Source organism: Halotalea alkalilenta, from assembly GCF_001648175.1.
Taxonomy (GTDB): domain Bacteria; phylum Pseudomonadota; class Gammaproteobacteria; order Pseudomonadales; family Halomonadaceae; genus Halotalea; species Halotalea alkalilenta_A.
This window is the reverse complement of the sequence record NZ_CP015243.1, coordinates 1,323,261-1,348,327: the sequence shown is the minus strand read 5'-3', so window position 1 is coordinate 1,348,327 and position 25,067 is coordinate 1,323,261. Positions and strand designations below refer to the sequence as shown.

At 66.2% G+C, this 25,067-nt stretch carries 24 protein-coding genes; 23 read left to right on the top strand and 1 reads right to left on the bottom strand.

The features are described 5' to 3' along the window. Positions 1 to 80 precede the first annotated feature (80 nt). From hexR to A5892_RS05805, 23 genes are all read left to right on the top strand, one after another. Positions 81 to 941 carry a transcriptional regulator HexR gene (gene hexR / locus A5892_RS05915; RefSeq protein ID WP_064124330.1) on the top strand — a complete coding sequence of 287 codons (861 nt, stop codon included), beginning with the start codon at positions 81 to 83 and terminating at the stop codon, positions 939 to 941. A 214-nt stretch (positions 942 to 1,155) separates the two neighbouring features. Continuing rightward, positions 1,156 to 2,595 carry a sugar porter family MFS transporter gene (locus tag A5892_RS05910; RefSeq protein ID WP_317627713.1) on the top strand — a complete coding sequence of 480 codons (1,440 nt, stop codon included), beginning with the start codon at positions 1,156 to 1,158 and terminating at the stop codon, positions 2,593 to 2,595. Positions 2,596 to 2,733: 138 nt separating this feature from the next. Beyond that, positions 2,734 to 3,471, top strand: coding sequence for a glycosyltransferase family 2 protein (locus tag A5892_RS05905; protein ID WP_064122014.1), 738 nt, complete (start codon positions 2,734 to 2,736; stop codon positions 3,469 to 3,471). Between the two features lie 61 nt (positions 3,472 to 3,532). Next, complete coding sequence (locus tag A5892_RS05900) at positions 3,533 to 4,081, top strand: outer membrane lipoprotein carrier protein LolA (RefSeq protein ID WP_064122013.1); 549 nt, start codon at positions 3,533 to 3,535, stop codon at positions 4,079 to 4,081. Continuing rightward, entirely contained in the window at positions 4,078 to 6,390 is a 2,313-nt protein-coding gene (locus tag A5892_RS05895; protein ID WP_064122012.1) for an MMPL family transporter, read from the top strand. Before A5892_RS05900 ends, A5892_RS05895 begins: the two co-directional genes overlap by 4 nt. A 10-nt stretch (positions 6,391 to 6,400) precedes the next feature. Beyond that, the gene (locus tag A5892_RS05890) at positions 6,401 to 7,015 is read left to right on the top strand and encodes a DUF3261 domain-containing protein (protein ID WP_082890290.1); all 615 of its coding nucleotides are present in this window, start codon (positions 6,401 to 6,403) and stop codon (positions 7,013 to 7,015) included. Beyond that, a complete protein-coding gene (locus tag A5892_RS05885; RefSeq protein ID WP_064122010.1) occupies positions 6,999 to 7,706 on the top strand; it encodes a beta-ketoacyl synthase chain length factor in 708 nt (235 codons plus the stop codon). The genes A5892_RS05890 and A5892_RS05885 overlap by 17 nt, the downstream gene beginning before the upstream one ends. Positions 7,707 to 7,714: 8 nt before the next feature. Next, positions 7,715 to 8,485, top strand: coding sequence for a lysophospholipid acyltransferase family protein (locus A5892_RS05880; RefSeq protein ID WP_223302802.1), 771 nt, complete (start codon positions 7,715 to 7,717; stop codon positions 8,483 to 8,485). Then, a complete protein-coding gene (locus A5892_RS05875; protein WP_064122008.1) occupies positions 8,469 to 8,738 on the top strand; it encodes a phosphopantetheine-binding protein in 270 nt (89 codons plus the stop codon). Before A5892_RS05880 ends, A5892_RS05875 begins: the two co-directional genes overlap by 17 nt. After that, positions 8,728 to 8,991 (top strand): acyl carrier protein, encoded by a 264-nt coding sequence (locus A5892_RS05870; protein ID WP_064122007.1) that lies wholly within the window; start codon positions 8,728 to 8,730, stop codon positions 8,989 to 8,991. Before A5892_RS05875 ends, A5892_RS05870 begins: the two co-directional genes overlap by 11 nt. Next, the gene (locus tag A5892_RS05865) at positions 8,991 to 9,539 is read left to right on the top strand and encodes a hypothetical protein (protein WP_223302801.1); all 549 of its coding nucleotides are present in this window, start codon (positions 8,991 to 8,993) and stop codon (positions 9,537 to 9,539) included. The genes A5892_RS05870 and A5892_RS05865 overlap by 1 nt, the downstream gene beginning before the upstream one ends. Further along, entirely contained in the window at positions 9,524 to 11,209 is a 1,686-nt protein-coding gene (locus A5892_RS05860; RefSeq protein ID WP_082890288.1) for an AMP-binding protein, read from the top strand. The genes A5892_RS05865 and A5892_RS05860 overlap by 16 nt, the downstream gene beginning before the upstream one ends. Then, positions 11,202 to 11,948 (top strand): glycosyltransferase family 2 protein, encoded by a 747-nt coding sequence (locus tag A5892_RS05855; RefSeq protein ID WP_064122006.1) that lies wholly within the window; start codon positions 11,202 to 11,204, stop codon positions 11,946 to 11,948. Before A5892_RS05860 ends, A5892_RS05855 begins: the two co-directional genes overlap by 8 nt. Then, positions 11,945 to 12,889: an LpxL/LpxP family acyltransferase gene (locus A5892_RS05850; protein ID WP_064122005.1), complete on the top strand. Its 945-nt coding sequence runs from the start codon at positions 11,945 to 11,947 to the stop codon at positions 12,887 to 12,889. Before A5892_RS05855 ends, A5892_RS05850 begins: the two co-directional genes overlap by 4 nt. Then, entirely contained in the window at positions 12,886 to 13,341 is a 456-nt protein-coding gene (locus tag A5892_RS05845) for an acyl-CoA thioesterase (protein WP_064122004.1), read from the top strand. Before A5892_RS05850 ends, A5892_RS05845 begins: the two co-directional genes overlap by 4 nt. Positions 13,342 to 13,412: 71 nt before the next feature. Then, on the top strand, positions 13,413 to 14,651 hold the full coding sequence (locus tag A5892_RS05840) for an NAD(P)/FAD-dependent oxidoreductase (RefSeq protein ID WP_064122003.1): 1,239 nt from the start codon (positions 13,413 to 13,415) through the stop codon (positions 14,649 to 14,651). Positions 14,652 to 14,696: 45 nt separating this feature from the next. Continuing rightward, positions 14,697 to 15,878 (top strand): beta-ketoacyl-[acyl-carrier-protein] synthase family protein, encoded by a 1,182-nt coding sequence (locus tag A5892_RS05835; RefSeq protein ID WP_064122002.1) that lies wholly within the window; start codon positions 14,697 to 14,699, stop codon positions 15,876 to 15,878. Beyond that, complete coding sequence (locus A5892_RS05830) at positions 15,868 to 16,338, top strand: ApeP family dehydratase (RefSeq protein ID WP_064122001.1); 471 nt, start codon at positions 15,868 to 15,870, stop codon at positions 16,336 to 16,338. The genes A5892_RS05835 and A5892_RS05830 overlap by 11 nt, the downstream gene beginning before the upstream one ends. Continuing rightward, positions 16,325 to 17,077, top strand: coding sequence for a 3-oxoacyl-ACP reductase FabG (gene fabG, locus A5892_RS05825; protein ID WP_064122000.1), 753 nt, complete (start codon positions 16,325 to 16,327; stop codon positions 17,075 to 17,077). Before A5892_RS05830 ends, fabG begins: the two co-directional genes overlap by 14 nt. A gap of 1 nt (position 17,078) precedes the next feature. Next, complete coding sequence (locus A5892_RS05820) at positions 17,079 to 18,311, top strand: beta-ketoacyl-ACP synthase (protein WP_064121999.1); 1,233 nt, start codon at positions 17,079 to 17,081, stop codon at positions 18,309 to 18,311. 25 nt (positions 18,312 to 18,336) lie between these two features. Next, on the top strand, positions 18,337 to 19,401 hold the full coding sequence (locus A5892_RS05815; RefSeq protein ID WP_064121998.1) for a lipoprotein N-acyltransferase Lnb domain-containing protein: 1,065 nt from the start codon (positions 18,337 to 18,339) through the stop codon (positions 19,399 to 19,401). A 244-nt stretch (positions 19,402 to 19,645) separates the two neighbouring features. Next, positions 19,646 to 20,635, top strand: a complete 990-nt coding sequence (locus A5892_RS05810; RefSeq protein WP_082890593.1) for a TAXI family TRAP transporter solute-binding subunit — start codon at positions 19,646 to 19,648, stop codon at positions 20,633 to 20,635. 123 nt (positions 20,636 to 20,758) lie between these two features. Next, entirely contained in the window at positions 20,759 to 23,350 is a 2,592-nt protein-coding gene (locus A5892_RS05805) for a TRAP transporter permease (protein WP_064121997.1), read from the top strand. Positions 23,351 to 23,473: 123 nt separating this feature from the next. Here the strand turns inward: A5892_RS05805 and A5892_RS05800 are convergent, their stop codons facing one another. Beyond that, the gene (locus A5892_RS05800) at positions 23,474 to 24,859 is read right to left on the bottom strand and encodes an MFS transporter (RefSeq protein WP_082890287.1); all 1,386 of its coding nucleotides are present in this window, start codon (positions 24,857 to 24,859) and stop codon (positions 23,474 to 23,476) included. Between the last annotated feature and the right edge of the window lie 208 nt (positions 24,860 to 25,067).

Here is a 25,067-nt window from a genome sequence, read left to right as displayed (position 1 = left end):
CTCGCGCGACCTTATACTAGCCGCCCGAACGCTTAGGCTGCGTCTCGCATCAATCCTTCAGGCCGGAATACCGACTCATGGTGGCACACGACCTCATCCGCAAGATCCGCGAACGCCTCGAGACCCTGAACCGCTCCGAGCGCAAGGTCGCGGAAGTGATCCTCAGTGACCCCTCATCGGCGACTGGCATGAGCATCGCCGCGCTGGCCCAGGCGGCGAGCGTCAGCGAACCGACGGTCAACCGTTTCTGCCGCAACTTCGAGACCAAGGGCTATCCCGACTTCAAGATCAAGCTCGCCCAGAGCCTCGCCGGCGGCACGCCCTACGTCACCCGCGCGGTCGAAAGCGACGACAACGCCAAGGCGTACACAGGCAAGATCTTCGGCGCCACCATCGCCGCGCTCGACGCCTCGAGCCGGCAGATCGATACCCGGCTGATCGAGCGGGTGGTCGACCATCTCTCCCAGGCACGCCAGCTGTTCTTCTTCGGCCTGGGAGCCTCGGCCCCGGTGATCCAGGACGCCCAGCACAAGTTCTTCCGCTTCAACCTGCCGGTGGTCTCCTACGAAGACGTGCTGATGCAGCGGATGACCGCCGCGGCGATGTCCACCGGCGACGTAGTGGTGGTGATCTCGCATACCGGGCGCACCCGCGAACTGGTGGAGATCAGCGCGGTGGCGCGCGAGAACGGCGCGGTGGTGATCGGCATCACCGAGGCCGAGTCGCCGCTCGCCGAGCAGTGCAGCGAAGTGATCGGGGTCGAGTCCTCGGAAGATACCGAACTCTACATGCCGATGACCTCGCGCATCGTCCACCTGGCGCTGATCGACGTGCTCGCCACCGGCGTCACCCTGCGTCGCGGCAAGGACTTCCTGCCCCACCTGAAGAAGATCAAAGACAGCATCAAGCCGACCAAGTATCCACGCAACGAATCGGCCTGAGCCCTCGGCAGCGGCGCCCAGGCGCCGCCGCCGAGGCATTGGGTTGGGACGTTGACTCGATTCAGCTGATACTTTGGTCTAGAACTGCCCGGTTTGGCTGCCGTCGTAATGAATCCTGCTAGTCTTGATCCCAAGCGTCACATAAGGTTGCACGGCGAGCTCGAGGCCCGATATCCCGCAGCCGGCGCCCAGGATCATTCAGGAGAACTTTCATATGGTTGCAACCCCGCAAAGCTCCCAATCCAGCTCCTCGGGAGCGGACACACCGCCTGAAGTGCGCAATGCAGACATCGTGCCGATGGTCTGGCTGAGCTGTGCGCTCGCCGCCATTGCCGGCCTGCTGTTCGGGATGGACATCGGGGTGATCTCCGGTGCATTGCCGTTCATCACCGATGAGTTCGAGATATCCACCGCGATGGAAGGCTGGATCGTCGGCTCGATGATGTTCGGCGCGGCGATCGGCGCCTGCGGCGCGAGCTGGGTATCGAAATCGCTCGGCCGCAAGAAGGCGCTGCTGCTCTCGGCGCTGCTCTTCTTCGCTGGCGCCCTGGTCGCCGTGGTGGCATGGAACCCGAGTATTTTGGTAGTCGCCCGTATCCTCCTCGGCCTCGCGGTCGGCGTCGCCTCGTTCACCGCACCGCTCTATCTCTCCGAGGTCGCGCCCGAGCGCATCCGCGGCACCACGATTTCGTTCTACCAGCTGATGGTCACGGTGGGGATCCTCGCCGCCTTCGTCTCCAACCTGGCGTTCAGCTACATCGAGAGCTGGCGCTGGATGTTCGGCGTGCTGATGATCCCAGCGGGAATGCTCTTCGTCGGGGTGATGATGGTGCCCAACAGCCCGCGCTGGCTGGCCTCCCAGGATCGCTTCGGCGAGGCGCGCGAGGTGCTGACCAAGCTGCGCTCGAGCCAGGTCGAAGTCGATTACGAGATGAAGGAGATCGAACAGAGCATCGAAGAAGAGGACAAGAACCAGGGCTGGGCGCTGTTTCGCAGCAATTCCAACTTCCGCCGCTCGGTGCTGCTCGGAATAGGTCTGCAGATCGTCCAGCAGTTCACCGGGATGAACGTGATGATGTACTTCGCGCCCCGGATCTTCGAAATGTCAGGCTTCCAGGGCACCGAGGCCCAGCTGTGGAGCACCGTGGTGGTGGGTCTGGTCAACGTACTGGCGACCTTCATCGCGATCGGCTTCGTCGACCGCCTCGGGCGCAAGCCGATACTCTACATCGGCTTCGCGGTAATGGCGGCCGGCATGGCGGTGCTCAGCGGGATCCTCGCGATCGGCCCGACCACCACCTTCCTGCAGTACACCGCGATGACTGCGCTGCTGGTGTTCGTCACCGGCTTCGCGATGTCCGCAGGCCCGCTGATCTGGACGCTCTGCGCTGAAATCCAGCCGCTGCGCGGCCGCGACTTCGGGATCGGCTGTTCAACGGTGGCGAACTGGGTCGCCAACATGATGATCGGCACCTTCTTCCTGACCATGCTCGACGCCCTCGGCGGCCCGATGACCTTCGGCCTGCTGGCGATCGTCAACCTTGCGTTCATCGTCTTCACCCTGCTGCTGGTGCCGGAGACCAAGGGCATCTCGCTCGAGCGTATCGAACGCAACCTGATGCGCGGCGAGGCGCTACGCGATATCGGCCGCTGACGCCTACTCGCTGATCAAGGCGCCGCGCGAGCGGCACCTGCGCGTCGGCTCGCTGGCCGGGTGAGGAGTGCGTACAATGCAAGCGGCCGCCCGCCCGCTACCGGATGGCGGCGACGTCTCTTTCGAAAACCGGTGACCATGAACGACCCGCGCGTCTGCCTTCTGATCGTGTTGCGTGACCAGCACGAGCTGCTTCCCGAGCTGCTCGCTCATCTCCGCCCGCTCAATCTTCCAGTGCTGGCGATCGATGACGGCAGCCGGCTCGACAGTGCCGCCCGGCTCGATCACCTCGCCGCCCAGACCGGCATGGAGCTGATCAGGCTGGTGCGCCGCAGCGGCAAGGGCATCGCCGTGCGGGCCGCGCTCGACGAGGCCCAGCGCCTCGGTTACACCCATGCTCTCCAGCACGATATCGGTGACGCCTACGAGCTCGCCGCGCTGGAGGCACTGATCGAGCGCAGCCGCCGCCATCCCACCACCTTGTTCTTCGGTGTCCCGCTCGACCGGCAAGGACAGGCTCCAGCGCCGCAGCTCGGCGCGCTGCTCGCTGGGATGAACGCCTTTTCCCATCGGGTCCGCCAGGCCCGGCCGGGCGTGCGCCTCTATCCGATCCCATCTTTCAACCAGATGCTCGCCCGCTTCCCTTGCGGCAGCGGCGCCGAATTCGATGTCGAATCATTGATCCATTGGCGCTGGCGCGATGCCCCTTGCGAGCCACATCCATTGCCGCTGCTCACCCGCAGGGACGGCAAAGGGCTCACCATCGCCTATGCCTGGGCTTCGCTACTGATGCATCTGCGCACCACCTTTGGCATGCTGTTGCGCTCCCCCTGGCTGCTGCGACGCCTGCGCCGCGACCGCGAGCCCCAGCCCTAGCGGATGGGTTTACCGCCTAACGCTTTCGCGCTGCGCGCCTATCACTGAGGAGCTCCCGCCGTTGATCCTTCGCCTGCTGCTCGCCGTGCTGCTGACCCTGCCGGCCTTCAACGCCCTGGCCAACGCCTCCCTGGATACCGCGACGCTGACGCAAGCGCTTGCCGATGATGAACCTACCAGCGGCCGCTTCATCCAGCGGCGCTACCTCGCCGACCTGGACACCACCCTCGAGAGCGAGGGCCGCTACGACTATCAGCGCGGCGAGCGGATGACCTGGCGCCTCGAGCGCCCGGTGGTCGAGACGCTGAGCATCTCAAGCGAAGGGGTGGAGCGTGACGGCCGCCCGCTTGCAGGGCTTCCCGCCGAAGTCTCCCGACTGATCCTGAGCCTCCTCGATGGCGACTTCGCCGCTCTCGAATCCCGCTTCACCATCACGCTCGAAGGCACTGCGCAGTCTTGGCGCGCAACGCTGATCCCGCGTGACGAGCAGCTGCGCCAGCATCTGGAGCATGCCGAGCTCCAGGGTGGCGCTCGGATCACCGAGGTTGGGCTATGGCTCGGCCAAGGTGATCGCCAGACCATCGAGCTGACCCCTGACGCTCACCAATGAACACCCGCATGCTGCGCGTCGGCGCCTGGCTCTGGGCACTACTGCTGCTGCTGGCCTGCGCGCTCGGCGCGGATGCCTTCCTGCGCCAGGGCGCGCGTTTCGACACCGACATCACCGCGCTGCTGCCGCAGAGCGGTGAGAGCGCGCTGGTCCAGCACGCCAACCGCCAGCTCGGCGAGGCGTTCAACGATCACTTCCTGCTGCTGGTCGAGGCGCCGGAGCTTGCCGAGGTGAGCCGTGCGCTGGTCGATACCCTGGAACAAAGCGACGCCGTATCCGGTGTCCAGTGGCGCCGGGACGACTTCATCCAAGGCGACCCGCTGGTGCTGCTCGGCCCAAGCCGCTACCGGCTGCTGGACCCTGAGCTTGCCACTCGGATCGAGTCCGGTGATACCGAGGAGCTGCGCGAAGAGGCCCGTGGCCAGCTGCTGATACCGTTCGGCCTCGATCATCATCCGCTGCGCGACCCCTTCGGCCTGCTCGATCGCCATATCGCGCGGATCGCGCCGCAGGGCGTCGGCAGCGACGACGGGCGTCTCGAGATCACCGATGGCGAGCGCCGCCTGGGGCTGGTGATCGGCCAGCTGGCGGGCGCTCCCTATGCCCAGTCGACCCAGGACGGCCTCGAATCGGCACTGGCGAGCTTCTCTGCGGCTCATCCGCAGGCACGGCTGGTTCGCTCGGGGATGGTCTTCCACGCCGCCGCGGGCGCAGCGCAGGCGCGCACCGAGACCGGGCTGATCGGCACGATCGAGCTGGTCTCGCTGATCGCGCTGCTGCTACTGGTGTTCCGCTCGCTGAAGACGCTCGCCACCCTGCTACTGCCACTCGCCATGGCGATACTGTTCGCCTTTTCGCTGACCGCCTGGGGCTTCGGTCGGATCAACCTGATGACCCTGGCGTTCGGCACCAGCCTGATCGGCATCGCGGTCGACTATGCCATCCACCTTCAATGCCTGCGCGCAGCGCAGGGCAAGCGCTTCGTTCTCGGCGACGTGGCGCCAGGCCTGACCCTCGGCCTGGTCTGCTCGCTGCTCGCCTACGCAGCGCAAGTGCTGACCCCGCTGCCGGGCCTGCGCCAGATGGCGGTATTCGTGATGCTCGGACTCGCTGCCGCTTGGGCGACCACGCTGCTCTGGCTGCCTCTATTACCCGCTCCTCCCGCCCACGGGGTCGAGCGTGCGGCACAGCTGTGCTGGAGGCTCCAGGCCCGGCTGCGCGGGAGACTGCCGCCGCTGCTGCTCGCCTGTGCGGCAGCGCTGCTTACGCTGCTTGCGCTGCTGTACTCGAGCAGCAACGACAGCCTGCGCCTGCTCAACACCTCGCCAGCCGCGCTGCTCGACGACGAACGGGAAGTCCAGCGGCTGCTCGAGCGCGATGCCGGCACGCGCTACCTACTGGTGGAAGCGCCGAGCGTCGAGGCGTGGCTCGAACGGGTCGAGTCGATCACGCCAACCCTGCAGGCGCTGGTCGACGCGCAACACCTTGGCGACTTCGACAGTCTCGCCACGCGCGTTCCAAGCCATGCCCGCCAGGACCGCGACCTGGCGCTGGTGCGCACGCTCTACACCACCGAGCTGGACGCGCTCTATCGCGACACCGGGCTGCCCGAGTCGCTGGTGCCACGCGCGCTGGAGAGCCTCGACGATCCTCCCTATCTTGAACTCGATACCTGGCTCGAGAGCCCGTTGGGCACTGCCGATCGACGGCTGTGGCTCGGAAGTTCAGAGAACCAGGCCCCGAGGGTCGCCGGCATGATCCCGCTGGAAGGCGCTTTCGACGCCCAGGCACGCGCGGGCGTCGAGGCGCTGGCGGCCAGCCAGCCCGGTCTCACCTTCGTCGACCGGGTCGAGGAGATCAGCGCCGCCCTCGGCCGGCTGCGCGTAGAGATCGGCACCTGGGTGAGCCTTGCCTTCGCCGCGATCCTCTCGCTGATGGCACTGCGCTATCGCGCCAGCGCCTGGCGAGTGGTGGCACCACCGCTCGGCGCGGTACTGCTGGTTCTCGGGGTCTATGCTGCCTTCGGCCTCAGCCTCAACCTTTTCCACCTGCTCGCGCTGCTGCTGGTGCTGGGCCTCGGCATGGACGCCGGCATCTTCACCGCCGAGCATCCGCGCTCCGCCCATGTCTGGCTGGCGGTGACGCTGTCGGCGCTGGCCAACCTGCTCGCCTTCGGCCTGCTCGCCTTCAGCGCCGTGCCGGTGCTGCACGCGATCGGCCTTACCGCGCTGCTCGGCCTGTTGGGGGTCTGGCTGCTGGTACCGCTGGTGCAGCGCCGCGATCCACCCCCGCTGGATTTTCGTACCTAGGAGAACGATGATGCCCACACGATCGCGCCTCACGCCGATCCTGCTGGCGGCGCTGCTGCTGGCATTGCTGCTGGGCGGCTGCGCCACGCCTCAGCTCGCCCCGTCACCGTCGCTCTCCCATCCCGACGCACCGCGTACTTTGATACGCCTGCTCAGCTTCGAGCGCGGCGACGCACGCCACCCACCGGAGCGGCTGATCGCGGTGATCCGGCTCGCCCCCGAAGGACTCAGGGTGGCGGTGACCAGCCCCTCCGGACAGCGCCTGATGACCTTGATCCACGATGATCAGGGCGCGCGCTTCGAGGATACCTTGGCGCCGCCTCCTTTCCCGGCCGCCTGGCTGGCACAGCGCCTCGAATGGGGACTGTGGCCGAGCGAGGCGCTCACGCGCGGTTTCGAAGGCAGCCGCTGGCGGCTGGTCGAGACCGGCCGCGCGCACCACGGCGGACGGCGGGACATCTACCATGGGAGCAGGCTGATCGCGCGGGTCGACTATGGGTTCGCCGGCACGCGCGGCGACGATGACCACGTCAGGCTCGACGACCGCGAGGCCGGCTACGTGCTGAACATCAGCCCGCTGGATGCAGCGGGTGCGAAGGAGAAGACCGATGACCCGATCGAATGACGTGAGCGGCGAACCGACCCCCTCCGCCCTGCGCGTCGACGACTGGCGCGGGTGGATCGAAGAGGAGCTGGCGCTCGGTGACGATCCCCGCCTGAGCATCGCTGCAAAGCCCGAGGCGCCGGCGCTGCCCGCGATGCTGCGCCGACGGCTCGACGCAACCGGTCGCGCTGCCTGCCAGGCGCTTGCCGAACTCGAACTGCCGATCGATGCGCCGCTGATCTTCGCCTCGCGCCACGGTGCCTCCAGCCTGACGCTGAACATCATTCAGGAGCTGGCGAAGCAGATGCCGGCATCGCCGGCCCAGTTCTCGATGTCGGTGCACAACGCGGTCCTGGGCGTCTATTCGATCGCCCTCGGCCACCATGGCCCGATCCAGGCGATCGCCGCCAGCGGCCAGGAGATCGACGCACTGTTCATCGATGCCTTGGGCTACCTGAGCGAAGGCCATCGCGTCGTCGGCGCGGTATTTTGCGACAGCCGCCTGACCCCGCTGCACCATGAGCTCATCCCCGGTCCCGTCGCCGCCTGCGCGGTGGCGATGCGGCTGACGCTCGATCGAGGACGAGCGCTGAGCTCGTCTTCCACCTCGACACCGCTCGAGGCCTCTCCCGTCGAGCTTTTGCGCTTCATGCTCGGCCGTGACGACCAGGTCACCGCCCAGCGCCGATGGCACTGGAGCCGCCGGGCATGAGGTCCGCCTTGGATCGAGCATGGCGCGGTGTCGGCACCGCGCTCTCGTTCTCGGTCTTCGGGCTCGGCGGCGTGCTCATCGGCCTGGTGATCGCACCGCTGATCCGGCTCACGGTGCGCGACCGCGAGCAGCGACAGCGCCTCGGCAGGCGCTTGATCCAACGCAGCTTCGCCGGCTTCATCGCGCTGATGAAGGCACTGGGCGTGATCGAATATCGGATCGATCACCTCGAACGCTTGCGTCGTCCTGGCCTGCTGGTGATCGCCAACCATCCGACCCTGATCGACACCATTTTCCTGATCGCCCATATCGATGATGCGACCTGCATCGTCAAGGGCGCCCTGGCGCGCAACCCAGTGACACGAGGCCCCATCCGCCTCGCCGGCTACATCACCAACGCCTCGCCCGAGGAAGTGATCGACTCGGCCGCGGCCCGCTTGCGCGCCGGACAGTCGCTGGTGATCTTCCCCGAAGGCACCCGCACGCCGCCGGGCGGCGTGATCCGCCTGCGTCGCGGAGGAGCGAACATCGCCCTGCGTACCAATACCGCGATCACCCCGGTGGTCATCGACTGCCAGCCGCCTACGCTCAACAAGCACGAACCCTGGTATCGCATCCCGGCACGCCGGGTTCGGCTCCGACTTAGCGTGTCGTCCGACTTGCCTGTAATATGCGCTCCTACCCTTCCCTCAGGCCTGGCGGCCCGCGCGCTGACCGCCCAGCTGAACGAGCACTTCAACAATGAATTGGAAAGGCTAAGGTATGACGCATACGCCTAACCTGTCCCTCGAGCTCAAGCGTCTGATCATCGACACGCTCGAGCTCGAGGACATCACCCCGGAGGACATCGACGATGCCGCACCGCTGTTCGTCGACGGACTGGGACTCGACTCGATCGACGCGCTCGAGCTCGGTCTCGCGCTGCAAAAGCGCTACGGTATCCGTCTCGATGCGGAGCAGGACGACATCCACCGCCACTTCGCCAGCATCGATGCTCTGGCCGCATTGGTGAGCGAACGCCATGTCGACTGAACTCCCCGCCGCCGCCAACGACGCCTTGGCACTGGTGCGCAGCAAGCTGGTCGAACTCTTCGACCTCGAGGCCGCGGACGTTACCCTCGAAGCGCGGCTCTACGAAGACCTGGACATCGACAGCATCGACGCCGTCGATCTGATCGTCGAATTGAAGAAATACACCGGCAAGCGCATAGATCCCGCTGACTTCAAGGCAGTGCGTACGGTCGGTGATATCGTCACTGCTCTCGGAAAGATCAACCAACGCTGATGCAACCACGCATGATCCTGGCATCGATCGGCACCGCGCTGGCGCTCGGTTGGCCGCTACTCGTTCATTGGCTCCAGCAGCACGTCGACGGCCGGCTGCTGCTGGCCGGCGGCGCCCTGCTGTTGCTCTGGCGGCTGCCACGCCTGCCCGCGCTGCTGGCGATCGCCGCCTTGCTGGCGCTCAGCGTTTTCGGCTCCACGCGACTCGGCGTGCACGGCTATCCGGTGCTGGTCAACCTGGCGATGCTCTACACCTTCGGCGCCAGCCTGCTGCATGGCCCCCCGCTGGTCGAGCGGCTGGCCCGGCTGCGCGAGCCGGAGCTGTCACCGCGAGCGATCGCCTATACCCGGAGGGTGACCCAGGCTTGGTGCCTGTTCTTCGCGATCAACGGCGCTATCGCCGGCTTCACCGTGCTCAGGGGCGATCCCGTCCTGTGGGCACTCTATAACGGTGTGATCAGTTACTTGTTGATCGCCCTGATGTTCTGCGTCGAATGGCTGGTCCGGCGCCGCGTGCAAAGAGCCGATCCCCAATGTTCGTCCGCCTGAGCGACCTTCCCTGGCGCCGCGTCGCGCCCTCCCCTGCCGAGCTTGCCATTGAACACTGGGTGGGCACCGCCGAGCTGCTGCGGCGCAGTGCGGCCTGGCGCGCCTGGCTCGACGGACGCCCGGGCGGGCGCTGGCTGCTGCACCAGCCGGACCCGCTCGAATTCACCGCCGCCCTGCTCGCACTGTGGGAAAGCGGCCGGATCGCGGTGCTGCCGGGGGATTCGACCGAGGCTACCCGGGGACGGCTGCACGGCGCGCTCGACGGCGTGCTGCCCCGGACGCCACCCGCTGAGGTCACCGCCGCGGTGCCAGTTAAGGCGATTTCGCCCTCGAGCATCGCAGTGGAGATCCACACCTCCGGCTCGACCGGGGAGCCCGAGTGGATGCCCAAGCGCTTCGATCAGCTCGACGCCGAACTCGAAGCGCTCGCTGCGTGGCTCGGCGACGAGCGTTGGGCGGTGATCTCGCAGGTCAGCCATCAGCACCTCTTCGGCCTGACCCTCGGTATCCTGCTGCCGCTTTGCCTGGGCGCGCCATTCAGCGGCGGCACTAGCCGCTATCCGGAGATCCTGGCGATGCGCCTCGGCCAGTTGACCGATACTGCGCTGGCGGCGCTGGTGGTCAGTTCGCCGTCGCAGCTCTCACGCCTGCCATCGTGGTCCGATTGGCCGCGCGGCGGGAGGCGTTGCCTGATCAGCGCAGGCGCCCCTTTATCGGCCGAGACCGCGCGCAGCGCAGCGCAGCTTCTGGATGCCGAGATGCTCGATCTCTACGGCAGCAGCGAAACCGGCGTGATCGCCAGCCGACGCCCGCTCGAGAACCCGCTCTGGCGGCCTTTCGAGGGCGTGGAGTGTCGCCTGGAGAGCTCCCGCCTGCTGCTGCGCTCGCCATTTCTCGCCGATCCCACCGAATGGTGGGAGCAGCCCGATGAAATTCGTTCGCAGCCCGATGGTTTCCACCTGCTCAAACGGCGCGACCGGATTCTCAAGGTCGCCGGCAAACGGGTCTCGCTGGACACGCTCGATATCTCCCTGCGCCGCGATCAGCGCGTGCTCGACGCGCGCTGCGTGCCGATCGGCAACACGGACGGGCGGCTCGGGGCGATCGTCGTGCTTGGCGAAGAACACCTTCCCCACCGGCGCGGCGAGCGACGCGCGCTGACTTCCCAGCTGCGCCAGCGGCTGCTCGGCCAAGGTATCGAAGCGGTGGCGATTCCACGCTACTGGCGCTTCGTCGAGCGTCTGCCGCTCAACCTCCAGGGCAAGCTCGACCAAGGGGCGATCGCACGGCTGTTCGCCGATCTGGACGATCACTACCGCCCGCGCTGGCTGGGCTGCGATGCCCTCGCGGCAGGGCGCTGCACGATCACTCTCGAGGTGCCCGAGCGTCTGGCGCAGCTGCGCGGGCACTTCGAGGACTGTCCGATAGTGCCGGGGGTGGCCTTGGTCGATTGGGCCGCATCGCTGGGCGAGGAATGCTTCGGGCCGCTCGGGCGCTTCACCGCCCTCGAACAGCTCAAGTTCCAGCGCCCGCTTCGTCCCGGCATGCGCTTTCGCCTCGAACTGAGCCAGCGTGCCGATGGCGTGCAGTTCCATATCGACTCGCGCCTCGGCCGGCACTGCAGCGGCCGACTGGCCTTCACTTCGCCAGAGGAGCAACGCAATGGCTGAGATCAGAGTCTGCGCGCTGATTCCGTTCTACAACCATCCAGCGAAGATCGCCAAGGTCTGTCGCCACCTCGCCGCGCTTGGCTTGCCGATCCTGCTGGTCGACGACGGCAGCGACGAAGATTCGGCACGGGTCGTCGAAGCCGTCGCCAGCGAAGGGGAACACCGGCTGGTGCGTCTCGCGCACAACCGGGGCAAGGGCGCGGCGGTACGCGCCGGGCTCAAGGAGGCCGAGCGGCTCGGCTACACCCATGCCTTGCAGATGGACGCCGATGGCCAGCAGCATCCGGGCGACGTCGCGGCATTTCTCGCCAGCATGCGCGCTCGGCCCGAGGCGCTGGCGGCCGGCTATCCGATCTACGACCACAGCGTGCCGCGCGTGCGCTTCTATGGCCGCTATGCCACCCACGTATGGGTCTGGATCAATACCCTGTCGATGGCGATTCGCGACACCATGTGCGGGCTGCGGCTCTATCCGGTGGCAGCGGTCAACCGCATGCTCGAGCGCCATGACTGCGGCGACCGTATGTCCTTCGATACCGAGATCCTGGTGCGCTGGTACTGGGGCGGAGGCGAGGTCGTCAATCTGCCGGTACGGATCGACTATCCCGAGGATGGCGTCAGCCATTTCGCACTGCTGAAAGACAACCTGCACATCTCCTGGATGCACACTCGGCTGTTCTTCGGCATGTTGATCCGCTTGCCGAGGCTTCTGAAACGACGCTGGGGCCGCGACGGATGAGCATGCACTGGGCGCGAATCTCGGAGCGTGGCTCGGTCACCGGCATGCGCCTGATGCTCGCGATCCGGCGCGGCCTCGGCCCCTGGGCGTTCACCGCTGCGCTGCACCCGGTGATGCTTTGGTACTTCTGCTTCCAGCCCGATGCCCGGCGCATCTCCCGGCAGTTCCTGCTGCGCGCCGACCCGAGCCTTGCCCGGCACCCCTTGAAGCTGCGCTGGCTGAGCTATCGCCATTTCGCAAGCTTCGGCAACTCGATGATGGATCGCTTGCTGGCCTGGAGCGGCCGGATCACCCGCGACGAGTTGACCGGCGACGGGGTCCAGCACATCGAAGATGCGATCGAGTCGGGGCGCGGCAGCCTGGTACTGGTCTCCCACCATGGCAATTTCTCGGTAATCGATGCCTTGGCATCGCAGCAGCCGAAGCTCGAGATACTGGTGCTGCAGCACACCAAGAACGCGGCCAAGTTCAATCGCGTGATCGCACAGGTCGCCCGGCATCCCAGGCCCCCCATCCTCGAGGTCAGCGAGCTGACGCCCGCCGATGCCCAGCGCATGGCGCGCTGTATCGAAAGCGGAGGATTCGTGGTGATCGCCGCCGACCGGCTCGCCGTCAGCGGGGGGCGCAGCCAGGAGGTCAGCTTCCTCGGCTGGCCCGCGCCATTCTCCGAGGGGCCATTTCGAATCGCCACGCTGCTGCGCTGCCCGATCCATACGCTCGACTGCGTCAAGCGCGGTCGTACTTTCCAGGTCGATTTCGAGCCTTTCGACGATACCAGCGCACTGGCGCGCCATCGCCGCGATGCGTGGATCAAGGAGGCGATGCAGCGCTACGCCGACCACCTCGGCGCGCGCGCCCGACGCGATCCATTGCAGTGGTACAACTTCTTCCCCTTCTGGCGCGAGACGGCTGCTCCCGGCTCGGGCGAGGAATCCCAATGACCATCGACGAACGCTCGCTGCCCAGCGCTGAAATAGAACTCAGCGTCGCCTTCCACGATCTCGATCCGATGGGCGTGGTCTGGCATGGGCACTATGTTCGCTACCTCGAACTGGCGCGCTGCGAGCTGCTGGCATCCATCGGCTATGACTACCCGCAGATGGAGGCCTCGGGCTTCGCTTGGCCGGTGATCGATCTGTCGCTGCGCTACGTGCAGCCGTTGCGCTATCGTCAGCGGATCCGGGTCGAGGCGCGACTGCGCGAATGGGAGCATCGTCTGCGGATCGACTATCTGCTGCGCGACGCCGACAGCGGTCGCCGGTTGACCCGAGCGCGCAGCGACCAGGTCGCGGTACGGATCAGCGATGGCGCCATGCAGCTGGCGTCGCCGCCGGCGCTGGTCGAGCGCCTGCTCGCCTGGCAGCGTGACAGCTTGGGTACGCAAGCGCCCTAGGGCGTCACCGATCAGCGCCGACCCTGTCGATTCCAGCGCCCGCTCACCCCCGATTCGAGGACCGGAAAGCCATGAAGACATCGACCACCGACATCGCGATCATCGGTGCGGGCCCGGCGGGAGCCGCCGCCGCCGCATGGCTCGCCAGCAGAGGGCATCGCGTGCGCATCGTCGAGCGTGCACGCTTCCCGCGCTTTTCGATCGGCGAGAGCCTGCTGCCGCAGTGCATGGCCTATCTCGCAGAGTGCGGTCTGCTGGAAACGGTGGAGGCCGGCGGCTACCAGCGCAAGAACGGCGCCGCCTTCTGCTGGAGCGGCAGCTATCGCGCGATCGACTTCCGCGACAAGTTCAGCCCGGGCCCCAGCACCACCTTCCAGGTGCCACGGGCGGACTTCGACCAGCGGCTGATCGAAGGCGCCCGCGCCCTGGGCGCGGAGGTGGACTTCGCCACCGAGGTCATCGACTTCCAGGCGGATGCCGCGCGACCACGCCTCGAGGTACGCGACGAACACGGCGTCGAGCGCTCCATCGAGGCGCGCTTCGTGCTCGATGCCAGCGGCTATGGCCGAGTACTCGCCCGTCTCGCCAAGCTCGATCGTCCCTCGCGCCTCGATGAGCGCTGCGCGCTGTTCACCCATGTCGAGGACCGTATCGATTCCGAAAGCGGCTTCGATCGGGAAAAGATCCTGATCGGCATCCATCCTAAGCGTTCCGGCGTCTGGTTCTGGCTGATCCCGTTCAGCGACGGGCGCGCCTCGCTCGGCGTCGTGGGCTCGGCCGCGGAGATCGACGCCCTGCCCGGCGACGATGCCGAGCGACTGTTCGCGCTCATCGAGGAGGAGCCGCGCCTGGCCGAGCTGCTGGCCCGCGCAGCGCCGGTGCGCGAGATCCAGCGCCTGCGCGGCTACTCGGCCGATGTCTCTCGGCTGCACGGCCCGGGTTACGCGCTGCTCGGCAACGCGGGGGAGTTCCTCGATCCGGTCTTTTCCTCCGGCGTCACCGTGGCGCTGCATTCGGCAGTGCTTGCCGCCCCCTTGGTCGAGCGTCAATTGCAAGGGGAGGAGATCGACTGGCAGCGGCAGTTCGAACTACCGCTGCGCCGCGGCGTGGCAACCTTTAGGGAGTTCGTCGAAGCTTGGTATGATGGCCGTTTGCCAAGGATCATCTTCAGCGAAGGACAGCCAGCGCGCATCCGTACCATGATCAGCGCAGTGCTCGCGGGGTATGCCTGGGATCAGGCCAATCCGCTGGTCAGCGCCAGCCGCCGGCGTCTGGACAGCCTCGCCGCGAGCTGCACTCACCATCGTTGATCCCATCGCGGGATCGACGCGCTGGGTCTTACCGACAGGATTGCCATGCCCGCCACTTCATCGCGCCCGTGCCGCCTTTCGCCCCCGGCGATCGTCTGCCCCCTCGGCCACGAACTCGACCAGGTAGCCGATGGACTGTTCGCCGGCAGGCCTGGGCTGGTCGAGGAAGCCGAGCTCATACCAGGGCGCCGCGTGCCGGTCGGCCGGGTAGAGAGCGAGCTGCCCTGCGCGCAGGATTGGCCGATCGGCCTGCGTACCCGCAACAACCTGCTGCTGGCCATGGCGCTTGAGCGATTGAATCCGGAGCTCGAAGCGCTGCGTGAACGAATACCCGAAGCTCGCATCGCGGTAGTGCTCGGCACCAGCACGTCGAGCATCGCCGAGGGTGAGCGCGCGGTCATGCAGCGCGGTCGCGACGGCACCTGGCCGCCCGACTTTCGCTACGCCACCTTCGAACTCGGCTCCGTTTCGCGCTTCGCCCTCGATCATCTCGGCCTGGACGGCCCCGGCTATACCATCTCTACCGCCTGCACCTCCAGCGCCAAGGCGTTGAGCAGTGCACGACGCCTGCTCGCCTCTGGCTACGATGCGGTCATCGCCGGTGGCGTCGATACGCTTTGCGGCCTGACCCTGAATGGCTTCTCCTCGCTGGAGGTAATCAGCGATCGCCCCTGCCTGCCATTCTCGGCGAATCGCACGGGCGTCAACATCGGCGAGGCGGCGGCGCTTTTCCTGGTGACCGCCGAGGCGGGGGGAATCCAGCTCAGCGGCTACGGCGAAAGCAGCGACGCCCATCACATCTCAGCGCCCTGTCCCGACGGCCGCGGCGCCGAGCGAGCGATGCGCGATGCCTTGGAGATGGCCTCGCTATCACCGGAGCAGATCGATTATCTCAATCTCCACGGCACCGCCACGCTGCAAAACGATGCGATGGAGTCCATCGCGGTGCAGCGCGTTTTCGGCTCCGAGCTGCCTTGCAGCTCGACCAAAGCGCTCACCGGCCATACGCTCGGCGCCTGCGGCGCGCTCGAGGCGGCGTTCTGCTGGCTTTCGCTCCACCACGCGCGGATGCCGCCGCACCGCTTCGATGGCAAGATCGATCCCAGTTTGCCTGCGCTGAACCTGACCGCAGGGGGGGCTTTCGAGGGGCGTCGAGTGATGAGCAACTCGTTCGGCTTCGGTGGCAACAACATCTCCCTGATCATGGAACGTAGCGATGTCGCCTGAGTTCCCCCAGCCGATCGGCGACTATGTGCCGCACTCCCAGGAGATGTGCCTGCTCGATCGCCTACTTAAGGCCGATGGCCAGGGGCTGCTCGCCGAGCTGACCCCGCGCCGTGGCGCCATGTTCGCGCGCGACGAGGGCATCCCCGGCTGGATCGGCATCGAATGGATGGCGCAGGCGATCGCCGCATGGTCAGGCATCGAGGCCAGGGAGGCGGGCGGCGCTCCTCGCATGGGGCTGCTGCTCGGCAGTCGCCGGTATCGCTGCGCGGTGCCGTGGTTCGCCTTCGACCGCCCGATCGTGGTAGAGATCCGGCTCGAGTACCGCTCCGACGAGGGTCTCGGCGTCTTCGCCTGCCGCCTGCTCGAACCCGACGGCGGTGAACTCGCTACCGCACGGGTCAACGTTTTCCAACCCGACTCGTTCGAGAGTATCGAGAGCATTCTCAATGACACCCCATGAGCCACCTTCCGCGCGCACTCGTCACACCATCCTGATCACTGGCGCCAGCCGAGGCATCGGCCAGGCCATCGCCTTGAGATTGGCCCGCGACGGTTTCGACCTGGTCGTCCACGCGCGCAAAGAGGCATCGCTAGATGCCACCTGCGAGCTTCTCAACGGCTCGCAAGGCGCGGTACGACGGTTGGCCTTCGACGTCACCGATCGCGCCGGCGCCCGCGCCGCGCTGGAAGCCGACATCGAGACCCATGGCGCCTACTATGGTGTGATCTGCAATGCCGGCATCAGCGCGGATGGCGCCTTCCCGGCGCTCAGCGACGAAGACTGGGACAGCGTGATCGATACCGGGCTCGGCGGGTTCTACAACGTGATCAAGCCTACGGTGATGCCGATGATCCGCCGGCGCGCACCGGGGCGCATCGTGGTGATCTCCTCCGTGTCGGGGGTGATCGGCAACCGCGGCCAGGTCAACTACAGCGCCGCCAAGGCGGGAGTGATCGGTGCTGCCAAGGCGCTGGCGGTGGAGCTCGCCAAACGGCGGATCACGGTCAACTGCGTAGCACCGGGGCTGATCGATACCGGCATGACCGAGGGGCTCGATCTCGACACCCTGCTGCAGGTCGTGCCGATGCGCCGCCAAGGCACGCCGGAGGAGGTCGCCTCACTGGTCGGCTACCTGTGCCATGCCGATTCGGGCTACCTGACTCGCCAAGTCATCTCGGTCAACGGAGGGATGTACTAGCATGCGGCTCAAACGCGTGGTGGTGACGGGAATGGCGGGGTTCAGCCCGGTAGGCAACGACTGGGAAACGATTCGCCGCCATTTCTTCGAAAACCGCAACGGCGTGCGTTACATCAGCGAATGGGATGCCTACCAAGGCCTCGGCACGCGCCTTGGCGCACCGGTGGCGGAGTTTTCGCTACCCTCGCACTATACCCGCAAGGTGCTGCGCAGCATGGGACGCAGCGCCCAGATGGCGACTCGCGCCAGCGAGCTCGCGCTCGAGGATGCGGGCCTTCTCGATGACCCGCTGGTGGGCAGCGGCCTGATGGGCATCGCCTATGGCGCCTCGACCGGCGAACCGGACGCAGTGGCGCACTTCGGCAACATGCTGATCAACAAATCGGTCGAGGGTCTCAACGCCAACTCCTACGTGCGGATGATGTCGCACACTTCAGCGGTCAACATCGGCGTGTTCCTCGGCGTGCGCGGGCGCATCCATACCACCTCGAGCGCCTGCACCTCGGCGAGCCAAGGCATCGGCTACGGCTTCGAGGCGATCCGCTACGGCCGCCAGACCGCGATGATCGTCGGCGGCTGCGAAGAACTCTCCGCCGCCGAGGCGGCGGTGTTCGACACCCTGTTCGCCACCAGCACTCGTAACGATGCCCCCGGGCTCTCTCCGCGCCCGTTCGACCGTGACCGCGACGGCCTGGTGATCGGCGAGGGCGCCTGCACGCTGATCCTCGAAGAACTCGAGCATGCCCGTGGTCGCGGCGCGCGGATCTACGCCGAGGTGGTCGGTTTCGGCACCAACAGCGACGGACGCCACGTCACCCAGCCCAACCCCGGGACCATGGCGCAGGCGATCCGCCTCGCGCTCGAGGACGCTGCGCTTACGCCCTCGAGCATCGGCTATATCAGCGCCCACGGTACCGCCACCGACCGCGGCGACGCCGCCGAGAGCCTGGCGACCCAGGAGGTCCTGGGCGCCCACACGCCGATCAGCGCCTTCAAGAGCTATACCGGCCATACCCTGGGCGCCTGCGGCTCACTCGAGGCGATGGTAGCGATCCAGATGATGCGCGAGGAGACGTTCCACCCCACCCTCAATCTCGAGCAGCTCGGCCCCGACTGCGCGCCCTTGGACTACATCGTAGGCAGCCCACGGCGACTGGCCTGCGAGTACGTGATGAGCAACAACTTCGCCTTCGGCGGGATCAATACTTCGCTGATCTTCAAACGCTGGGATTGACCTCCCCGCTTTCGCTCGAGGCCTTATGAATCCACACCCCTCATTGCCGCGGCTGTTGCTCAACGCGCTCTGGCGCGCGCTGCTTTCGCTGGTCGTCATAGTCGGCGCGCTGTGGGGCGCAATGGCGCTGAGTTTCCAGCTGCCGGCGCCGAGCTGGCTGAAAGGGGTGACGATCGGCGCCTGGGCGCTGCTGGCGTTACTGGCAGTGCTCGGGCTCTGGCGGGTGCCGCGCCGATGGCACCGCGGTGGCGTGCTCGGCTGGCTGCTGGCGGCTGTGCTGCTGGGCATCTGGTGGGGCACCATCCAGCCATCCAACCTCCGTGACTGGGCGCCGGACGTAGCGCGGATACTCGATGCCGAGGTCGACGGTAGCCGGGTGACGCTGCATAACGTGCGCAACTTCGAATGGCGTACGCGTGACGACTTCACCGAGCGCTGGGAGACCCGCGAGTACGATCTCGACCAGCTCGAATCGGTGGACCTGCTGGTCTCCTACTGGATGGGCCCGACGATCGCCCACACCCTGGTCAGCTTCGGCTTCGCCGATGGCCGTCAGCTGGTGTTCTCGGTGGAGATCCGCCGCGAGCGCAACGAGACGTTCTCCGCCCTCGGCGGCTTCTTCAAGCAGTTCGAGGTGGCGTTGGTCGCAAGCGACGAGCGGGACATCGTCCGGACCCGCTCCAACGTGCGCGGCGAGGAGGTGTATCTCTATCATGTCGAGCTGCCTCGCGACGACGCCCGCGCGCTGTTTCTCTCCTATCTCGACGAGGCGCGAGAGCTGCGGGACGCACCGCGCTTCTACAACACCCTGACCACCAACTGCACCACCCTGGTGTTCGACATGGTCAAGCGGATCGTCCCGGGGCTGCCGAAGGACATCAGGCTGATACTCTCGGGCTACCTGCCGGACTACATCTACGATCTTGGCGGACTGCCATCGGGCTACTCGTTCGAAGAGCTCAAGCGCCTCGGCCGGATCAACCAGCGGGCGGTCGATTCCGACCAGGATGGTCGGTCGAGCGAGGACTTCTCGCGAGCGATCCGCGAAGGCGTGCCTGGAACATCCGGTTCAATCCCGGGGATGCCCTGAAAGCAGGCCACCCAGGCGCTTAATCATTGCTTAATTAATCCCGCTTTCTCCTTCCAGATCATCGTCACTGGCCTAATTTGTCGGCAAGCTATCCGGTCCGCCGACCCGACGACAGGGCGTTCCCGCGCGCCCAGGATACCGTGGCTCGGTCGGTTCGCTTCGAGCAGTTCCCAAGGCATGCTTTCGTTCGTCCTCGCCTCGCGGTGGGATGCGCAAAGCCGATTCGAAGAACAAGGTGAAGATCATGACCGCACCCGCTTTCCGTCGCCCGCTGATCCAAGGCACTCTCTGTGCGATGCTCGTCGGCACCGCCCTCGCCTCCACTCAGGCAGCGGCACAGAGCAACTTCGTCACCATCGGCACCGGTGGCCAGACCGGGGTCTACTACGTCGCAGGCCAGTCGATCTGCCGTTTCATGAATAGCGTCGGTGCCGACCAGGGCATCCGCTGCAACGCACCTTCCACCGCGGCGAGCGTCTACAACATCCAGCAGCTGCGCGGCGGCGAATTCGACTTCGGTTTCGTCCAGGCCGACCACGAGTACAAAGCGCTCAACGGCCTGCCGCCGTTCGAGGCCAACGGCGAAATGAGCAATCTGCGCACGGTGTTCGCACTCCACCCCGAGGTGCTGACCCTGGTCGCGCGCAACGACGCCAATATCGAGACCCTCGCCGACCTCGAAGGCAAGCGCGTCAACATCGGCGTGCCCGGCTCCGGCAGCCGCGACACTTTCGGTGAGGTGATGCAGGCGATGGGCTGGACCGCCTCGAGCTTCTCGCTCGCCGCCGCCCTCGCACCGACCGAAATGGCCTCGGCGCTCTCCGACAACAACCTCGATGTGATGACCTATGTGGTGGGCCATCCGAGCGGAGCGATCCAGGAGGGCCTGAGCGTGGTTCCCTCCCACATCGTCCCGGTCGAGGGCGAGGCGGTTGCCGAGCTGCTCGCGTCGAGCCCCTACTTCGTCGAAGCGGAGATTCCCGGCGGGGTCTATCCGGGTGCCGACGAAGCGATCCCGAGCTTCGGTGTGAACGCTCTGCTGGTCACCACCGAAGAGACCGATGCCGACACCGTCTACCTGCTGGTCAAGTCGGTGTTCGACAACCTCGACCGTTTCAAACGCCTCCACCCCGCATTCGCCGAGCTCCAGCCCGAGCAGATGATCGAGAGCGGGATCAGCGCGCCGCTGCATGAAGGTGCGATCCGCTACTACCAGGAGCGTGGCTGGCTCTGAGTCCGGCCCTGTCCAGCCTCGCTTGCGCCCCCCGTGGCAACGCCATGGGGGGCGAGATGAATCTGGTGGCGTCCTGCCCGGCATGACGTCGCCGCACTGCCCTACCCTATCCGGACGACTGTGATGAACGACGTTCCACAAGAAGCCCAAAAACTCGTCGAAGAAGAAGCTGGCGGGCGCAAGCCGATCGGCGCACTGGGGTGGGTGATCGCTGCCTTGGCAATAGGTTGGTCGCTGTTTCAGATCTGGATCGCCTCGCCTCTTCCCTACATGTTCGGTTTCGGTCTGCTCAACTCGACCGAGACCCGCTCGATCCACCTCGGTTTCGCCCTGCTGCTCGGTTTTCTCGCCTATCCGGCGTTCAAGCGCTCGCCGCGCAACCGGGTGCCGTTGATCGACATCGCCCTGGCACTCGCCGCCAGTGCCTGTGCGCTCTACATCTTCGTCTTCTACAACCAGCTGGCGACCCGCCCCGGCAGCCCGACCACCCTGGACCTGGTGGTCGCCTGCGTCGGCCTGCCGCTGCTGCTCGAAGCGACCCGGCGCACCCTGGGGCCCGCGCTCACGGTGATTGCCAGCATATTCCTGCTCTACTCGCTGGCCGGCCCGTGGATGCCCGGTGTGCTCGCCCATCGCGGCGTCAGCCTGCAGGCGCTGGCCAACCACCAGTGGCTCTCGACCGAAGGGGTATTCGGCATTGCGCTGGGCGTGTCAACCAGCTTCGTCTTCCTTTTCGTACTGTTCGGCGCACTGCTCGACCGCGCCGGTGCCGGTCACTATTTCATCCAGCTCGCCTTCGCTCGGCTCGGCCACCTGCGCGGCGGCCCGGCCAAGGCCTCGGTGGTCGCCTCGATGCTCACCGGGATGGTCTCGGGTTCGTCGATCGCCAACGTGGTCACCACCGGTACCTTCACCATCCCGATGATGAAGAAGGTCGGCTATACCCCGACCAAGGCCGGTGCGATCGAGGTCTCCTCCTCGCTCAACGGCCAGATCATGCCGCCGGTGATGGGGGCGGCGGCGTTTCTGATGATCGAGTACGTGGGCATTTCCTACGTCGAAGTCATCCGCCATGCCTTTCTGCCGGCGGTGGTCTCCTACATCGCGTTGTTCTACGTGGTCCATCTCGAGGCCTGCAAGCTGGGCATCGAGGGGCTGCGGCGGCGCAAGCAGTCACCATTCTTGCGTCGCATGATGGGGCTCGCCTTCGCTGTGGCGCTGCTCTCCGGGATCGGTCTCGCGGTCTACTACGGCCTCGGCTGGCTCAAACCGCTGCTCGGCGACTGGGCGGGCCTGTTCGTCGCCTTCGCGCTGGCGCTGGTCTACCTGGGCTTGCTCACCGTCGCCTCGCGCCAGCCGCCGCTGCCGCCGGACGATCCGGACCGCGCGCTCGAGGAGCTGCCTGACTTCCGCGCGGTGCTGCTCTCTGGACTTCACTTCCTGCTGCCGGTGGTGGTGCTGGTCTGGTGCCTGATGGTCGAACGCCTCTCCCCCGGGCTCTCGGCGTTCTGGGCGGTGGTGATGATGCTGGCGATCCTGCTCACCCAGCGTCCGCTGCTCACAGCGCTGCGCAAGCGCACCGAGGCTTTCGCCAGCGTCGACCACGGCGGCCTGCGCGAGGGCGTCGAGGATCTGATCCAGGGCCTGATCCAGGGCGCGCGCAACATGATCGGCATCGGCATCGCCACCGCCGCCGCGGGCATCGTGGTCGGTGCGATCTCGCAGACCGGCGTCGGGCTGGTGCTCTCCGATCTGGTCGAGGCCCTGGCGATGGGCAACCTGCTGCTGATGCTGGTACTGATCGCGATCTTCTGCGTGGTGCTCGGCCTGGGGCTGCCGACCACCGCCAACTACATCGTGGTCTCGTCTTTGATGGCGCCGGTGGTGGTCGAGCTGGGCATCCAGAACGGCCTGGTGGTGCCGCTGATCGCGGTGCACATGTTCGTGTTCTATTTCGGCCTGATGGCCGATGCCACCCCGCCGGTGGGGCTCGCCGCCTATGCCGCGGCGGCGATCTCGCGGGACAACCCGATCACCACCGGGATCCAGGCGTTCGTCTACGAGATGCGTACGGTGGTATGGCCGTTCATGTTCATCTTCAACACCAACCTACTGTTGATAGACGTCACCTGGTTCGAAGGGATCGTCACCTTCATCACCGCGACGATCGGCATGCTGCTGGTCGCCTCCGCGGCGATGGGCTGGTTCCTGGTTCGCAGCCGCTGGTACGAGCAGCTGCTGCTGGCGGTGGCGGCCCTGACCTTCCTGCTGCCGACCTTCTGGCTCGACCGGATCCAGCCGCCCTGGGAGACCCATCCCGCGACCGAGCTCAACCAGGTGCTCGAGCAGGCGCCCGAAGGCAGCCAGTTCCGCCTGCTGGTGGCCGAGCCGCAGATCGGCGGTGGTGAGCGCGAGCTATTCATCTCGATGTCGGTGCCTGAGATCGCCCCGGGGCAGACCCCGAGCGAAGCGCTCGGCCTCGAGCTGATCGAGCAGGATGGCGAGACGGTGGTCGATATGGTCGACTTCGCAAGCCCCGCCGAGGCGACCAGCCTGGACTTCGACCAGCGGATCATCGCGGTGGAGACGCCGGCCGAGCGTTGGCCTGCGGAAATCCTCTGGTTCCCCGCCTTGCTGCTGGTCGGACTGGTCGCAGCGCTGCAGCGCCGTCGTGCACCCAAGCACGACGCCAAGGCAGCGGTCCAGGCCGGCTGAACCCCCACCGCTCCATGGTGGCATGGAGCGGCTCGAAGACGAAAACGAGCCCTGGCCGGGAGGCCAGGGCTCGTTTTCGTTCGGTGGATCTACTGCATGACTCCCCTCGCGCCAGGCCGACCTTCAACCGCGTTCGGGCATCGCGCTCAGGTCGATTTCATCCAGGTTATCGACCAGGAACAAAAAGCACAGCGCACCGGCGAAGGCGACGATGCTCAAGTAGTACATCGCCCCATGGAAATTGCCGTTCATATCGATGAACAGACCGAACATGATCGGCGTCAGGATACCGGCCATGTTGCCGCAGATGTTGAACACACCACCGACCGTGCCGATCATCTTCTTCGGCAATATATCGCTCATCGCCGTCCAGCCCAGGTTGGAGTAGGCGTTGGCGAAGAAGGCCAGCGACAGGATCACCACCACCACCGTCGGCGAGGATTCGTAGAAATTGCACAGGAAGATCAGCGAGGAGAACGCAAGCCCCGACACGATCGGTACTTTGCGCGACCAGACCAGGCTGACCCGGCGCTTGAACAGCATGTCGCTCAGCACCCCGCCGAACAGCACCCCGACCGCGGCCAGCAGATAGGGGAAGCTGGCCAGCACGCCCACCGAAGCGGTGGAGAGCCCCAGGCCCTGCTCCAGGTAGATGATGAACCAGGTGAGGAAGAAATAGAGAATGCTGGTGGCGGCGAAGTGAGTGAAGCAGATCGCCCAGAATCGACGATGGCGCATGACGAAACGGACTTCGGCCCAGCTGACCTTGTGCTTCCCCTCCTCTGCGATGACCACTTGGCCGAAGCGGCCTGCATCGCTTATGTAGTCGAGTTCGGCCTGATTGGCATGCCGGCTGTTCTGCGGATCGCGGTAGCGCAGCCACCAGTAGACCGCGAACACCAGCCCCAGCCCGCCGGTCAGGAAGAACACCGAGGACCAGCCGAATATCCCCATCAGATAGCCCAGAAGCGGCGTCATCAAAGCGATGACGACGTACTGTCCGATGGAATAGGTACCGATCCCACGGGCGCGCTCGTGATGAGGCAGCCACATCGCGGCGATCTTGGCGTTCGCCGGAAACGAGGGCGCCTGCGCGAGGCCTAGTATCAGGCGACACACCAGCAGCAGGCCAAAGACCGCCGCAGCCGAGCCGATGATCGGCAAGGCGCCGAATCCCATGGCGAAGGTGGCAGCGCTCCAGGTAAGGATCAGCAGCGCATAGAAGCCTTGCGTACCGAAGCGGTCGAGCAGCCAGCCGCCGGGAATCTGGGCGAAGAGATAGGCCCAGGTGAAGGCGGACATCAGCCAGCCCAGCTGCACGCCGGAGATGCCCAGGTCGGCCTGGATCGCGGTACTGGCGATCGACAGGTTGACCCGATCCATGTAGTTGATGCCTACGGCGATGAACAGCATGCCCACCACCCAGAAACGGGCGTGCGTGGGCGCCGCCTTGGTGTCGAGTTCAGCGTCCGGTGCGTCGAGTGGCGTAGCGCGGCTGTTCGGTGTCATGGCAGACCTTATCGGACCCACGCTCGATCGGAGCGCGGCCCAGTTGCAAAGTTGAGATCGATGGCGGACCGCTGGTTGAAAATCGCAGCTGCCCGTCGTCACCTTTTCGCCGCCGCGTAGCGACGGCCCACGGCATCAGGATTCCCTGTTCACCCCTCGATGATACCGTTCCCATGACACCATAGACGATGAGCACCTCATTGCTCTG